Annotated in this window: 18 protein-coding genes; 4 read left to right on the top strand and 14 right to left on the bottom strand. The window is 56.1% G+C overall.

Annotated features, from left to right (window positions below; genetic code table 11):
• The first annotated feature begins 196 nt into the window (after window positions 1-196).
• The gene (locus VSQ83_RS26390) at window positions 197-1,042 is read left to right on the top strand and encodes an AraC family transcriptional regulator (RefSeq protein WP_003464995.1); all 846 of its coding nucleotides are present in this window, start codon (window positions 197-199) and stop codon (window positions 1,040-1,042) included.
• 29 nt (window positions 1,043-1,071) lie between these two features.
• Here VSQ83_RS26390 and VSQ83_RS26385 read toward each other — a convergent pair whose 3' ends face one another.
• Entirely contained in the window at window positions 1,072-1,590 is a 519-nt protein-coding gene (locus tag VSQ83_RS26385; RefSeq protein ID WP_003464991.1) for a YkgB family protein, read from the bottom strand.
• 730 nt (window positions 1,591-2,320) lie between these two features.
• On the opposite strand from VSQ83_RS26385, the gene sdhC reads away from it, so the two are divergent.
• Window positions 2,321-2,695: a succinate dehydrogenase, cytochrome b556 subunit gene (sdhC, locus tag VSQ83_RS26380; protein WP_005005993.1), complete on the top strand. Its 375-nt coding sequence runs from the start codon at window positions 2,321-2,323 to the stop codon at window positions 2,693-2,695.
• An 860-nt stretch (window positions 2,696-3,555) separates the two neighbouring features.
• On the opposite strand, the gene VSQ83_RS26375 is transcribed toward sdhC, so the two are convergent.
• From VSQ83_RS26375 to VSQ83_RS26355, 5 genes are all read right to left on the bottom strand, one after another.
• A complete protein-coding gene (locus tag VSQ83_RS26375; RefSeq protein ID WP_003464988.1) occupies window positions 3,556-3,822 on the bottom strand; it encodes a hypothetical protein in 267 nt (88 codons plus the stop codon).
• Between the two features lie 169 nt (window positions 3,823-3,991).
• Window positions 3,992-4,273 (bottom strand): DUF427 domain-containing protein, encoded by a 282-nt coding sequence (locus VSQ83_RS26370; RefSeq protein WP_003464986.1) that lies wholly within the window; start codon window positions 4,271-4,273, stop codon window positions 3,992-3,994.
• Between the two features lie 67 nt (window positions 4,274-4,340).
• Window positions 4,341-4,613 (bottom strand): glutaredoxin 3, encoded by a 273-nt coding sequence (gene grxC / locus VSQ83_RS26365; RefSeq protein ID WP_005005995.1) that lies wholly within the window; start codon window positions 4,611-4,613, stop codon window positions 4,341-4,343.
• Between the two features lie 453 nt (window positions 4,614-5,066).
• Window positions 5,067-5,813: a ferredoxin reductase gene (locus VSQ83_RS26360; RefSeq protein ID WP_002118292.1), complete on the bottom strand. Its 747-nt coding sequence runs from the start codon at window positions 5,811-5,813 to the stop codon at window positions 5,067-5,069.
• Complete coding sequence (locus tag VSQ83_RS26355) at window positions 5,806-6,453, bottom strand: sulfite oxidase-like oxidoreductase (RefSeq protein ID WP_002118288.1); 648 nt, start codon at window positions 6,451-6,453, stop codon at window positions 5,806-5,808. The genes VSQ83_RS26360 and VSQ83_RS26355 overlap by 8 nt, the downstream gene beginning before the upstream one ends.
• A 422-nt stretch (window positions 6,454-6,875) precedes the next feature.
• Here VSQ83_RS26355 and VSQ83_RS26350 point away from each other — a divergent pair, with 422 nt between their 5' ends.
• Window positions 6,876-7,346 carry a TlpA family protein disulfide reductase gene (locus VSQ83_RS26350; RefSeq protein ID WP_003464979.1) on the top strand — a complete coding sequence of 157 codons (471 nt, stop codon included), beginning with the start codon at window positions 6,876-6,878 and terminating at the stop codon, window positions 7,344-7,346.
• A gap of 325 nt (window positions 7,347-7,671) precedes the next feature.
• Here the strand turns inward: VSQ83_RS26350 and VSQ83_RS26345 are convergent, their stop codons facing one another.
• The 3 genes from VSQ83_RS26345 to VSQ83_RS26335 all read right to left on the bottom strand — a co-directional run bounded on the left by VSQ83_RS26345 (window position 7,672) and on the right by VSQ83_RS26335 (window position 9,541).
• Window positions 7,672-7,965: a DUF1330 domain-containing protein gene (locus VSQ83_RS26345; RefSeq protein WP_010591688.1), complete on the bottom strand. Its 294-nt coding sequence runs from the start codon at window positions 7,963-7,965 to the stop codon at window positions 7,672-7,674.
• A gap of 58 nt (window positions 7,966-8,023) precedes the next feature.
• A complete protein-coding gene (locus VSQ83_RS26340) occupies window positions 8,024-8,455 on the bottom strand; it encodes a GlcG/HbpS family heme-binding protein (RefSeq protein ID WP_005006001.1) in 432 nt (143 codons plus the stop codon).
• A gap of 72 nt (window positions 8,456-8,527) precedes the next feature.
• Window positions 8,528-9,541, bottom strand: coding sequence for a zinc-binding alcohol dehydrogenase family protein (locus tag VSQ83_RS26335; protein WP_002118279.1), 1,014 nt, complete (start codon window positions 9,539-9,541; stop codon window positions 8,528-8,530).
• Window positions 9,542-9,616: 75 nt separating this feature from the next.
• On the opposite strand from VSQ83_RS26335, the gene VSQ83_RS26330 reads away from it, so the two are divergent.
• A complete protein-coding gene (locus tag VSQ83_RS26330) occupies window positions 9,617-9,784 on the top strand; it encodes a hypothetical protein (RefSeq protein WP_016487060.1) in 168 nt (55 codons plus the stop codon).
• Window positions 9,785-9,988: 204 nt separating this feature from the next.
• Here VSQ83_RS26330 and VSQ83_RS26325 read toward each other — a convergent pair whose 3' ends face one another.
• The 5 genes from VSQ83_RS26325 to istB form a co-directional block, all read right to left on the bottom strand.
• Window positions 9,989-10,957: a magnesium and cobalt transport protein CorA gene (locus VSQ83_RS26325; RefSeq protein ID WP_003464971.1), complete on the bottom strand. Its 969-nt coding sequence runs from the start codon at window positions 10,955-10,957 to the stop codon at window positions 9,989-9,991.
• Entirely contained in the window at window positions 10,954-11,658 is a 705-nt protein-coding gene (locus VSQ83_RS26320; RefSeq protein WP_003464969.1) for a glutathione S-transferase N-terminal domain-containing protein, read from the bottom strand. Before VSQ83_RS26320 ends, VSQ83_RS26325 begins: the two co-directional genes overlap by 4 nt.
• A gap of 140 nt (window positions 11,659-11,798) precedes the next feature.
• Entirely contained in the window at window positions 11,799-12,338 is a 540-nt protein-coding gene (gene msrA, locus VSQ83_RS26315; RefSeq protein WP_003464967.1) for a peptide-methionine (S)-S-oxide reductase MsrA, read from the bottom strand.
• Between the two features lies 1 nt (window position 12,339).
• Complete coding sequence (msrB, locus tag VSQ83_RS26310) at window positions 12,340-12,783, bottom strand: peptide-methionine (R)-S-oxide reductase MsrB (RefSeq protein ID WP_003464965.1); 444 nt, start codon at window positions 12,781-12,783, stop codon at window positions 12,340-12,342.
• Window positions 12,784-13,303: 520 nt separating this feature from the next.
• On the bottom strand, window positions 13,304-14,107 hold an 804-nt coding region (gene istB / locus VSQ83_RS26305; RefSeq protein ID WP_010454871.1), incomplete at its 5' end, for an IS21-like element ISPst3 family helper ATPase IstB.

Genomic DNA, 14,107 nt, shown 5'->3' with positions numbered 1-14,107 from the left:
GAAGAGTGAGCACTTGATTTGCTGGTGCTTTCAAACAACGGTGTTGTTTTTTTAACAGCCGAACTGGAAAGGGAGGCTGAGCTGCTCAGTGATCACTTTATCCGTTGGCTGATTTACGCCGGCATGTTCGCTACAGGCACTGAACGACAACGCAGATGGTATGGTCTGTGCGTTCTGACTCGTCAAGGATCGGCCAATGGATCGTTTGTCTAATTTGCTCTCGCGGTTCGGCGTGCGGGCCAATCTGTTCTATGACGGCGACCTATGCGGCTCTGCATCTTACGATGGCGCCGAGCGGCGAGGTTATATCCATCTGCTTCAGGCCGGCAGCGTGACGTTGCTTGGTCCCGATCGCAAGGATTTGCAGCTCACTCGCCCTAGCTTGATTTTTATGCCACGCCCCGCCAAGCATCAATTGTTTGCGGGTGAGTCCGATGGCGCAAAGTTGTTGTGTGCTTCCATGGAGTTTGAGGGCGGAATTGATAATCCTTTGTCGGCTTCATTACCGGACTGTTTGGTGCTCGCACTCGATGATCTGCCCATGCTGGCAGACACGTTGGAGTGGATGTTTGCCGAGGCGGCAAATGTGCATTGTGGAAGGGAAGCCGCGCTTGAGCGCTTATTTGAGCTCCTAATCATTCTGTTGCTCCGTTACCTGCTCGATCATCACCAGTTGCGCACCGGAATGATGGCTGGACTGGCCGACATGCGGCTTGCCCGATCGCTTTTACAGATGCACAACTCCCCGGAACATGCCTGGTCAATAGCAGAGCTGGCCAGTGAGTCAAATATGTCACGCGCTGCGTATGCCGTGCATTTCAAGAGTGTCATCGGACAGACGCCTGCTGATTATTTGTTGAGTTGGCGAGTTAGCCTGGCTCAGAAGCTGATGCGAGAAGGGCGCTCGATTACGCTGATTGCAGCTCAAGTCGGCTACGAAAGTCCTTCGGCGCTGTCTCGCGCATTTAGACGCAAGACGGGGTTGAGCCCTCGTGACTGGTTGAAAGATCTGGCGGGGGAAAATGATGGCAAAAAGGCCTAAGGCATTACTGCCTTAAGCCATTGAAAAAATTATGCATTAATTTTACGTTTTTCCAGTTCAACCAGCGAATGGCCTGCCACAAATATCGAAACAGCAAGCAACCCTAAGTCTTTAAGCAGAAACTGACCTGGCGCAACGGAAATCGCCGGAAACCCTAAACTAGGCTCAATGACGCCCGGAGTGGAAAACATAAAGCTAAGGGTTGTGAAGAACAGGCCTGCAGACAGAGCGCCTCCTACCACGGATAGTTTGGGCGACAGCATGCGGCCTGCGATCAGAGTGCCGATCGAAATCTCTAGTATGCCGAGCAGGCTGGAGAACATGTCGACCGAAAAAATGCTATACACCCATCCCAAAAGCGGGCTGTTGCTCACCAGTGGAACCAGGCCCTCGGCCTCGTAGTGGGTAAATTTCATGCCGCCGAACCAGAAGTAAATAATAGCGAGAGCCAAGTACGCGCCATAGATACCTAGCCCCATAGTTTTGGTTCCAAGCGTTAAGTGGGCCTGTACGCTGGACTTCGAGTTTTCAATGCCTATGGTTTTCATGTCTGAGCTTCCAGTAGTGAGTGAGAGTGTGTTGGCTGCCGAACGCCGTATGCGTTGGCGATGAGATGATTATGGCTGGCATCTCTAATCAAGAGGCATCAGAAAGTATTGATTTCAGTGCAGATCGTCTTGGGCGGTGCAATTCGCGATGAAGGGATCGCCGTGGAGAGCGATGAGTGCACTATTTCGATAAAGGAGTCGTTTTACATAGGTCGATGAAGCGCGTTGCGGCATCGCCTACTGTCATTTCTCAAATCTGACTATGGGGCTTGGGGCGAAGGGCGGCACTGACTAGGCTTAGAACAGCTACCAACTAGCCGCGCGGCCGCGATGCACAAAGAATGGTAACTGAGCCGTGAGTGCGGTGGGCGCCCGCATTTATTTCCAAACCCTACAGATACATCGATCTTCGACTTCAACCGGGCAGATAGCTGTTGCAGCAAGCCTATCAATCGACTTTGACGTGTTAAAGAGGATAGGTTTTCCAGGGTTGGGGAACAGCATGCCCTGCAGAACGACACACGTCACTTTTGTTAAATTAATAAGCTAGCTACCTATTGGGCATAACCTTGCAATTTGCTTCAATTTACGCACATGCACTTGCGACCTCAAAATGCAACGTAAGCCCCGAATATCTCCATTATTGTCGCCGCCAGCCTTAGTTACAGCTGCTATGATGAATGAGATCGAAAACTGAAATCCCCCACTAGAATTGTTGACTGGAGTCAAAATGAATAAAAAGCGGCCGGTTAATCTTGATATTCGAACCATTCAGCTTCCTCTCACGGCGCTTACATCGATTCTGCACCGGATTTCAGGAATTATGCTCTTTATTTTTCTGGGACTGATACTGTATATGCTGAGCAAATCGTTGGAGTCAGAAAAGGGTTTTAATGAAGTCAAGGAGATTTTTTCTTCACCTTTCGGCAAAGTTAGTTTCTGGTTGGTATACTCTTCATTTATTTATCATCTCGTAGCCGGAATTCGACACCTAGTTATGGATGTGGGTGTTGGTCATACTTTGAAAGGCAGCAATCGCGCCTCTACTATTGTTTTAGTAGTGTCGGGTGTTTTAATGGTTGCTGGCGCCGTATGGATTTGGTAGCTGTGGAGTCGTAATGCGTATTTACAAGGACTAAAAGCGTCCTTTAAAGCTAACTTACGAAAGTATTTATAATCGACGGTTCACGCTTAAACGGTTGAATCCTTTCGGGCTTCCGAATAGCTGTTAGCTGAAAGCTATCATGAGCTAAGTTTTCTGTGCATCATCAAATGTGTTAATGGGAGCGCCATAGTACTAGGTACAAATATGGCTCTAGGACAATGTTAGATGTTTTGGATTTTGAGGCGGATCGCTCTTATCGAAGATCGTCTAATTCGCTCTGAAGCGCAGGTTTTTTGAAACTATCACCTGGTTGGCACACTGTGCGAATCAACATCAGATATGAGAAAGCCAATCAGGTGAACACTACCCTCGAGGGCTCATCTGTCCAGTTAAAGCCTCGAGTCTTTCTGGGTGCGCAAAAGACAAGAAGGTTATATGGGAAAATTATGAGGCCTGGATACCATGCGTCATGGGCGTGCCGATGCTGTGAGTGACAGAGCGAGAAGCAAGTGAAAGTCCCTGAAGTAGGGGCGGGATGCGCCCGAGTGGCATTTTTTGTCTTAAGGTAGATCGCGTAGCTGTTCTTCAGAATAATCTTCAGAGCGTTGACGACAGCCATCGCTGTGCATTCCTCAAGAATAGAATGTGTCGGAAGGGTGGCGTCATTGGTGTTAGTCATCGCTTAGGATTTCTCAATCTGGCTTACACGGGCGCCTGTACCGATATCCCCGCGGATGGCGACGTATCGATGTTGAATTCCTCGCCAGACGAAGTGCAATGAGCTGCGGCTATAGGCTTGCGCAGCCTTAGATAGCCGGCCGTCGCAGGCGCGCCGGTTGGCCGGGATCTTCTTCTGCCCGTCAGGTGTCCGGTCGGAACTCCAGCACGAACGCTACGACCTTTTCGGCGGACATTTCGCACGGCTTCAACAATGTCCTATCTGATGTAACGCGGAAGAGGTTGAAGCTGACAATGTCAGTCCCGTCCAACTCCCTGGCGAACAGACTGTTGCGACGTCCGTCCCCAGATCGCCGGACGATCAAGCTGAAACGCCGGCCTTCATAAGTCCCTTCTCTGTATCCCTCCGCAAGCTTCGCGAAAGCGGCATCGAACTCGGAATGCTCCATGTCATCCATCCTTATTGATAGAACAGAGGCGCGGCGGGTGCGAGACCGCCAGTGCCGGGTCGCGCTAAGGTGCCGGGCAGATTCCTGCAGCCGACGAGGCCCGGGGTGGGCAGGATAATTGAGATGTCGGCGCCCGCATGGCTATCAGCGAAGTCGTCCGTCCAGTCTGCTAGGCAACGTCCACGCCTTTCCAGAAAGCGATGTAATCCCGGATACCCTCGGCATCCGGAGTGGGGGCGGGATAGGTCCAAGCGGCGTTCACGTTGAGCGCGTCACCCGCGCGAACATGAAAGAAGCGCGCGGCGCCTTTGATCGGACAGACAGATGTGTGCGGGCTCATCTCAAGCAGGCTCAGGTCGACTCCTGACGGTGGGAAGTAGTGATTTCCCTCGACGATGACTGTTTCGTCGCTTGTGGCGATAGTAGTGTCTTTCCAGATGGCTGAGACCAACGGACTCTCCTTTTGTATTCATCAACCGGCGAAGGCTCGCGGGCTGGCTGCCCCAAGCCGCACCTCCTCAGGTGGCAGGCGGGTTGCGCCCGAGAAGTTTGTCGAGCTCGCCTCTGACATCGAGCGCGAATAGCTCATCGGAGCCACCGATAAGGGTGCCATTGATGAAGATCTGCGGCACGGAGCTTCGCCCCGACGCTTCCGCCATGGCCTGCCGGTGAGCCGGATCCGCCTCAATATCGAGCTCCTTCCATCGCACGCCCTTTTCCTTGAGGAGCGCCTTCGCTCGGCGGCAGAACGGGCACCAATTCGTGGTGTACAGCAATACATCAGTTGTCATATTGCATCTCCGGCAGTTGCACGCGGATCGCTGTCATGGCGTTGATCTCCAATTCGCGGCGTTCAAAGATGGCGACTGCACCTTGGCCGACATCGGAGCAGATGCTGACGATTGGCCGCTATCCAGGCGACATGGCCCAAAGTGCTTTCACCGCCAGGCAGAGGCCGCACGCGCCTCCTGTAGCGCCGAGCCGATGCTCTAAGGTAACCGAGCCTCGATTGGGACGGAAGCGGTCCCGCTCGAATCGCCCATCATGCTGGTCGAGCATATCAGGACGACGGATAGTGCAGGAACTTTCAAATTGAGCTTGATGTCGAGCCAGGTATCGCGAGCGAAGGCGTTCTAGAGGCCGGGGGGTACGAAGACTGTGTTCGGCAAAACGGTTCACGTTGATCGCCAAAGCTTCCCAGGGCGCACGTCTACGATCGGCGCGACGTGAGATAGCTCGCGCCGCTAGCCCCCGTAGCGCTCCGTCTTGATGATGGAGGCGTCCAAGCCCGCCAGCAGCGCGCTATCGGTTGCGATGTTGACGAATCCGTTAGACCCGCAGACGAACACTTGCGTCGGCTTTCCCTGAAGCCTGGTTAGAATTTCTTGGACCATCATGCCGTCGATCCGTCGCGCAAAGTCCGATGCGCGAACCGGTTTCTCGCGCGTAATCGCGAGCGCCAGGACGAACGCCGGATCGCTGATTTCGATGCAATGAAGTTCTTCTGAGAAGAGAACGTCCTCGGCGGTTCGTGCGGACAGGAGCAACGCTGTCGGAACGGCTTGGGCCAATGCGCGGCGCTGCCGGATCATTGCCATCAACGGCACGAGGCCGGAGCCTCCCCCGATCAACAGAACCGGATCTATGGCAGGCTCAGGCCAAAGGAAATGGCCACCGAGCGGACCGCGAACTTCGATTTCGTCACCAATCGCCGCGATGTCGTGAAAAAACGGCGAAACTTCGGCATCCGGCATGCGCTCGATAGCTATCTCGACGATCGGGGTCGAAACTGCCGATGACGCGATCGAGTAGCTGCGCATTGCACTGTAGCCGTCGGGCGCGGTCAGCCGGATATCGACGTGCTGACCTGCGGTGTGCGCGAACGGCTTGCTCAACCGAAGGAAGAAGCTCTTGATACTCGGTGTTTGCTGGATGATGTCGTCGATCACGCATGATTGCCACGAACGGACTTGCGCTTCGTTTTCAGTCATGGGTGTATCGTTGTTCGCGCCACGGATCGCCGTAGATGTGATAGCCGTGCAGCTCCCAAAAGCCGGCCTCGTCACGCGTCGTGAATTGCAGCGCATTCACCCATTTGGCGGATTTCCAGAAGTAAAGGTGCGGCACTAGAAGACGCGCCGGCCCCCCATGATCGCGGGAAAGTGGCTTGCCCGCATAACTGAGGGCGACCATCGCTTTCCCGGAAAGCAGATCCGTCAGAGGGACGTTTGTCGAATAATTATCGTAGCAGTGCGCCAAGACGAAATCGGTAGGCCGATCAAGCTCTGCATCTGCAAGGATGTCTTCAATGAGTACACCCTCCCAAACGGTATCCAGTTTGGACCAAGAGGTGACGCAGTGAATATCCTTTGTCACCTGGGTCTTTGGTAGAGTGTTGAATTCGCCCCAATTCCACGTTTTGACGGGCTTCGGACCAATTTTGACTGTGAATTTCCAGTCGGAGGGCTCTACCCTCGGCGTAGGGCCGGCCGACAGAACAGGGAAATCCTCCACCAGATGCTGACCTGGCGGAATCCGATCGGACTGGTCGCCTGAACCGCGACCGGTGAAACCTCTGGTGACCATAGTGACCCCTCTTGCTCGATACGGCAGACCGAAGCCGGCCTTCATTTCAGTACTCTGCGTAAAGCATTTGCCCGCACATCCGCCGAATAAGCCAATCGACTAAAAATCAGATACAGATGCTCTATCATCGTAAAAAATCGCGTATCGAACATAGCGTCAGGCCAGCATGATTCCCAATACCCAATGGCTATAGGGTAGATAACCCCAAGGCTGCGTACGCTGATCTGCGGTATGCGGAGCGGAAGTTGCAGGTTCGCTCTCAAACGGATGGGCAGCGTGCAAAGCTCAAGGCTCACCAGCGCATGGTTGCCCAGTTCGCGCTCGCCGGCAGCTTGAGTATATTAAGGACGAAATGTCGATCTGATCTATTCTGGCTTCAGGAAATAGGGAAAATAAGGTCGGACGTTCGCGCACCGTCGCGACGCGCGATCATCCACTAAGCTTCTGTATCGGGGTTGGAGGATCAGATGAACGAGATCGAACGACAAGCGCCTGAGCTGCGGGTGCAAAAATGGATTGGCAAAGATGGGGAAAGTATCGCGCCGTTCAAACTGTCAGATATCGGGCCCGGCCCGAAAATCTTGTTTGCCTTCCAGCATTGGTGCCAAGGTTGCCATTTGCATGGGTTTCCGACGCTACAAAAGTTGCATGCAGCGTTGAGCTCAAAAGACGTGGGGTTCGCAGTGATCCAGACCGTCTTCGAAGGAACGCATGAGAATACCTTCGAGAAGTTGCGCGTGAACCAGCTCAAGTATGAGCTTCCTATCGTTTTCGGTCACGACGAGCAACCGACCGGCTCGCCGTTTCCAACCTTCATGGAAGACTACCGCACACGAGGAACTCCGTGGTTTACGGTTATCGACGCTGGCGGTAGCATTGTTTTCTCGGACTTCCATCTCGACGCGGAGCGACTAGTGAAGCAACTTGAGCAAGGTTAATCGTTGGAAGGTGGGCAATCATCCTGATTGCCACCCATCCCCTGATGCCCACTACAGGCGTTGCGCGCTGTAACTCTGTTGATCAGCGTGCGAAAACCCGGATCCGGATAGGAGGAGCGTCAACGATTGAATCAATCCGTTGGGAGAGGGCGGCTCCGCTCCGTCAGCTCGGCAATAGATAACCCATTCTCGCCGAGCAACTCTCTGATCCGATCGACGATATGAGCCCCTAGCGCCGCTGTCTTGGTCCCCCCCACAGATTCCCAAGATGCGAGTTCACACGCCGATACCTCGTGGTCAGCGCCGAAGTGCTTCTGTCGGTATGTCACCGCCGCCCTTCAATGATAAAGGCGCGGTAACGGGAACCGGCAAAGCGTTGAGCAGCGATGGTTTGGTAGGCGGGACTGTCATACCAGTCGCGAGCGGCCTGCATCGTCGGGAAACGCAAGATTACGGCCCCTTCGATGGGCGGCCCCTCCAAATGCTGGATCGCGCCATAAGCGGCGAGAAAGGTAACGTCGTGACCATCGAACGATGGTCCGACGCCTGCAGAATAGGTTGCGAGTGCATGTGGGTCGCTGGTTTCTTCCCGCGTAAAGACGACGAACGCTTCCATCATTAGGCCTCTCAAAGGTTGGATCTGTTGGCCATTACCACCGGTGATGGCCTCACAGTCGTCAGGCTGGCAACTGGAACCCGATTTTCATGAGTGCCTCGACGCACGCATCCTGATCCTGCTGATAGTTGCCTCCGGAGATGCCTATGCCGCCGATCAACTTCCCATCCTCCAGAATCGGATAACCGCCGCCGACAGCGACCATCCGAGGGCGATAGGCTAGCGGCGCCACTTTTGGATCGTTGGTCACATAGTCGTTCCAGACATGGGTCGGGAACCCAAACGAGGCGGAACTCCAGGCCTTGTCGATGGCAACATCGACGGTAAGGAACGGCGCATCGTCGGTGCGCTCGAACGCGCGCAGGTTACCGGTGGCGTCGACGACGGCGACGGCAGCCGGGATGCCGATGGCACGGGCCGCAGCGAGCGCCGCGTCGATGAGGGCGACTGCGGTTTCGCGGTTGATCGAGGCGGTGGCAATAGATTTGGTCATGGGATTCTCATCGCTGGGGCATAACCCGTTCGGCTTTTTGAGGTTGGACAAGATGTTTGGCGATCGCGGTCGTTAGAAGCCTTCGAGGACGATCTTGCCTTTAGCCGCGCCACTTTCGATCAGTGCATGCACCGTCTTCAGATTGGCGGCATTGATCGGCGACAGTCGCCGGGTCAGCGTCGTGCGGATTTTGCCGTCGTCAACCAGCGCTGCCATCGCATCCAGAATCTCGCCCTGCTCATTCATGTCGGGCGTGCCGTAGATCGACCGCGTGAACATCAGCTCGTGGTGGATCGACACCGCCTTGCGCTTGAAAACCATGATATCGAATGCCTTGGGATCGTCGATCAGTCCGAACCGTCCTTGTGGGGCGATCAGTTCGGCGATGTCGGCGACATGTTGCTCGGTATGTGTGGTCGAAAAGACGAAAGCGGGAGCACCGATGCCGAGTTCGGCGATCTGTGGCGCGAGCGGACGAGAATGGTCGATGACGTGGTGAGCTCCAAGCCCTCTTACCCACTCTTGGGTTTCCGGTCGAGAGGCTGTGGCGATGACGGTGAGGTCCGTGCGCTGTCGCGCGATCTGGACGGCGATCGACCCAACCCCGCCCGCGCCACCGATGATGAGGATCGCCTCCGCCGCACCGGGTACGGGCTTCGCCACGTCCAGGCGGTCGAACATCGCCTCCCAGGCCGTCAACGTCGTCAGCGGCAGCGCCGCCGCTTCCGCCCAGGAGAGCGACGCAGGTTTGTGACCGACAATCCGGGCGTCGACGAGATGGAACTCCGCATTGGTACCGGGCCGTGTGATCGATCCGGCATAATAGACCTCGTCGCCTAACTCGAACTGCGTGACGTCGGGGCCGACCTCGCGCACAATCCCGGCGGCATCCCATCCCAGCACCTTCCAATCGCCATCTGCCGGCGGCGTGCTGTTGCGGACCTTGTAGTCGACCGGGTTGACCGAGACGGCCTTCACCTCAACCAGGATATCGTATCCTGCAGCGACAGGCCGAGGCAGATTGATGTCGACCAGCGCGGCATCCGCGGCGATGGGTCCCGGAACCTTGTAACCAATGGCTTTCATAAATGTCTCCAGCTTGCTTGATCGGATGACGCGAATGCTCGTTAGTCAACTTCTTCTACATTGAGGTCCCGACTCTTGAACTGGGTCGCGGTAGCAGATTTCATCGAACACGTCGATCAACAGGCCCTTATGCTCGGTCGCCGGATCGGTGATCGCGTAGAGGGTGGAGGCGTTATCGCCATCATCACCGCTTCCGAGGCGAAACGCCGCGTCGACGCAGATGCCGCACGGACCGATGGTTGATCCTGGCTCGAGATCGACGAGATTGCTGTCCTTGACGCGCTATTCGCGGTCTTAGCCCTTGGCGATGAAGGACTGAACTGCTTGTAGAGCGTCGGTCAGCTGCTATGTCATGGACGCACCTTCATCTTGAGTTGGATTGGACAAGCTTCCGTATAAGGCCCGCTGTAACCGTCAGATGACGGCGAAGAAAACGATGGGCAGTATTCACAGCCACTTAGCCTTCTTGAAGCGCACAAATAGGAAAACGCACGATATCGCTATCACTCCGAGCACGACAAAGTATCCGTAGGCCGTGTCCAGCTCCGGCATGTGCTTAAAGTTCATGCCGTATATTCCAGCGATCGCCGTCGGGACTGCCAGTATTGCCGCCCAAGCCGCCAGCTGGCGGGTGATCACCCCCGTCCTTTGCGCTTCAAGAAGGCTGCTGGCCTCAAAGACCGTGGACAGGACAAGCAGGAGGCCGTCGACCATGGACTGCACGCGGTGGACATGGTCCGCGACGTCGTGGAAATATGGTGTCATTTCGGCGCTGATGCAGGGAAAGTGGCCGCGAACGAGCTTTCGCACCAGCTCGGCCATAGCCCCGAGCGTGCGCTGGAACCGCGTGAGTTCGGACCTTAGTTCGAAGATTCGCGCCACCTCTTCTGGCCCGAGGAAATCGTGCAGCGACCGTCGCTCCATCGCCAGGACGTCGTCCTCGATCATTTCGAAGATGGGCAGATACTGGTCGACCACGCGATGCAAGATCGCGTGCAGCACATAGTCGACACCCTTGCCGAACTGCGTCGGCGATGCCTCGAGTTGCTCCCGAAGTTTGCCCAGCGCTCCGGCATTGCCGTGCCGCACGGTGATAAGGTGATTGTGACCGGTGAAGATCGCCATCTTGCCGTAGCTGATCCGGTCGCCGACCAGCTCGGCGGTCTGCGCGACGACGTACAACTCATCGTTGTAGACCTCGAGCTTGGGCGGGCACAGCGGGTGCATCGCGTTGTCGATCGCCAACGGATGAAGATTATATGTCCTTTGGATCGCGAGTAGTTCCTCGGGGGTGGGTTCGCTAAGCGCGATCCAGCAGAAGCCCGAGCGACTCTCGCCCAACTTGACGTGCTCATCGAGCGCGATTTCGCGAACTCGCTTGCCTTCGTTGTAATAATAGGCGGCGATGATGCTCATGCTGGCCTCGCGGGAATGTGGAGGCCACGCTGGACGGCCGGTCGAGCCAGCCCGCGTCCAAGCCATGCGCGGACGTTCGAAAAGCTGCTGAGGCCAAGGATGTCACCCGCAGCGTAGAATTCCACCAGCGCATTCACCCAGCCGAGCGTCGCGATGTCCGCGATCGAATAGTCGTCGACGATCCAGTCGCGGCCTTCCAGCCGGCGATCCAGAATCCCCAGCAGACGCGTGGATTCGTCGATAAAGCGCTGTTGCGGCCGCTTGTCCTCATAGTCCTTGCCGCCAAATCGCAGGAAGAAGCCGAGCTGACCGAACATCGGCCCGATGGCCGACATCTGAAAGAACACCCACGCTAGGGTCTCGTAACGCTGGCCTGGTTCGGTGGAGATGAACTGACCCGTCTTGTCGGCCAGATAGAGGAGGATCGCACCGGATTCCCATAAGGCGATGGGTCTACCGTCAGGGCCAGCCGGATCGATGATCGCCGGTATGCGTCCGTTCGGGTTCAGCGACACGAACGCCGGATCCTTCGACTCGTTGTTCGAGATGTCGATCAGGTGGGGCTCGTACGCCAGGCCAGTCTCCTCAAGCATGATCGAGACCTTGACGCCATTGGGCGTAGGGGCTGCGTAGAGTTGCAGGCGATCGGGATGAGATGCCGGCCAGCGCTGCGTGATCGGAAAGGACGAGAGGTCTGGCATAAATCTGCGATCCTGGTGTTGCGATGGCGACTGACTGGAACGAGCCGTCACTCTGAAGTAGGGTTCGATGACCGCGTCGCTGAACGACGCGGTCACGAAGATTGCGGACCGGATCGGCGCAGTGGCAACGGCAGTGAAGCCTATTCCGCCGCGGTCCCGGCCGCTGGCTGTACGTCGTCAACCTTTTGGCGCTTCGGAAGCACCCAGCCGGGACGGACGAAGTGGCAGGTGTAGCCGCCCGGGCGCTTCTCCAGATAATCCTGGTGATCGGGCTCGGCCTCCCAGAACTCGCCGACCGGCTGGACCTCGGTCACCACTTTGCCATCCCACAGCCCCGAGGCATCCACATCGGCGATCGTATCCTCGGCGACGCGCTTCTGCTCCTCGTCGACATAATAGATGCCCGACCGGTAGGAGAGCCCACGATCATTGCCCTGGCGGTTCAGCGTCGTCGGATCGTGGATCTGGAAGAAGAATTCCAGGATGTTCCGGTAGCTCGTCACTGTCGGGTCGAAGACAATCTCGATCCCCTCGGCATGCGTGCCGTGATTACGATACGTGGCGTTCGGAATATCGCCGCCCGTGTAACCCACACGGGTCGAGATGATGCCGGGCCGCTTGCGGATCAGATCCTGCATGCCCCAGAAACATCCTCCTGCGAGAACAGCGCGCTGATGCATGTTAAGCCTCCTCTACTTGATCGAGATATTCACCGTATCCCTCGGACTCCATCTCGTCGCGCGGGATGAAGCGAAGGGACGCTGAGTTGATGCAGTACCGCAGACCGCCGCGGTCGGAAGGACCATCGGGGAACACATGGCCGAGATGACTGTCTGCGTGTACTGACCTGACCTCCGTCCGGACCATGCCGTGTGCGCTGTCCCGCACCTCGTTCACGTTTGCCGAAACGATCGGCTTGGTGAAGCTGGGCCAGCCAGTACCCGAATCGAACTTGTCCGTCGAAGCGAACAGTGGCTCTCCCGACACTATGTCGACGTAGATGCCAGGCTCCTTGTTGTCGTTGTACTCGCCCGTGAAGGGCCTTTCGGTGCCCGCCTCCTGGGTAATTCGGTGTTGCTCGGGAGTCAGGTGGTCGATTGCTGTCTGTGACTTTTCAAACTTCATTACAGTCTCCAATACTTATCTAGAGGGCCAGGCACGCTACCGCTAATTTTTTATGTCTCCTGATTTGCTCCTACAATGGTAGTGGGATGGCAAACGAGGTTTTACTAAGTGTTGGAAAATTAGAGATTTAAATTTCGCGTCTATTAGTTCTAGCGCAACTGAGTGGTTAAGCAAGTACGTAATCAGTAAATATTAAAAAAATAACACAAAAGCACGATTATATAATACAGTGTCAGTGTTTTATGATAATCAACAACGCCTGTTTAGATGCTGGTAGATGCGAATTTTTTGGCGTACAGTCAAAATTTTCTGATGGTTGCTTAGTGTGTTGGCGCTGATGGAAAATTGACCCACCCTGCCGATTGAAATTTGACCCAGGGCGGATTGCTGATTTTGTTACCAGCAACTGTGGATAAGTCTACCAGCGCAGCTGCTGTTGCCCCCACTCCTTCGCTAGCCCAGTTCAGTTGTTTAAGACCTGCCACACGCAGCCATGTAGCAGGCCGTCGTCGCCATGAAATCAGAACGGCTCATCGTCCTCCGGTTCCTGGCCGCCCTTACGCTTTCGCTCCCGTGATTTGATCTTGGCCTGGGCCGCCAAGCTACTGTGTTGCAGGCGATAGGACTCGTTACCGGTTTCGACGATGTGGCAGTGGTGGGTCAGCCGATCCAGCAGGGCGGTGGTCATCTTGGCGTCGCCGAACACGCTCGACCATTCGGCGAAGCTCAGGTTGGTGGTGATCACCACGCTGGTGTGTTCGTACAGCTTGGATAGCAGGTGAAACAGCAACGCACCGCCGGCCTGGCTGAAGGGCAGATAACCCAGTTCGTCGAGGATGACCAGATCCATGCGCAGCAGAGCTTGGGCGATCCGCCCGGCTTTGCCGTCGTGCTTTTCGCGCTCCAGCAGATTGACCAGATCGACCGTGGAGTAGAAGCGCACGCGCTTGCCGTGCCGGGTGATGCCGGACACGGCCAGCGCAGTGGCCAGGTGGGTTTTACCGGTGCCAGGCCCACCGATCAGCACCACGTTCTGCGCGGTGTCGGTAAAGGCCAGACTGGCCAGTTCGCTGATCAAACGAGCGTCTGCGCTGGAGGCGCTGAAGTCGAAGCCGGCCAGGTCGCGGTGCATCGGCAGCTTGGCCATGTTCATCTGGTGGCTCACCGAGCGCATGGCGCGATCTGTGTGCTCTTGTTCCAGCAGGTGTTCGAGCAGCCACTTGGACGAGGCTGTGTTCGACTCACCCTGCGCAGTCAACTCCGCCCAGGCCGTGGCCATGCCGTGCAGGCGCAGCTCCTTGAGTTCCGCCATCAAATCACGCAT

The sequence above is a fragment of the Pseudomonas sp. DSV-1 genome (assembly GCF_035830915.1).
In the GTDB taxonomy this organism is placed as follows: domain Bacteria; phylum Pseudomonadota; class Gammaproteobacteria; order Pseudomonadales; family Pseudomonadaceae; genus Aquipseudomonas.
The sequence above is the reverse complement of the archived record's forward strand: the minus strand, read 5'-3'. Positions and strand labels throughout refer to the sequence as shown.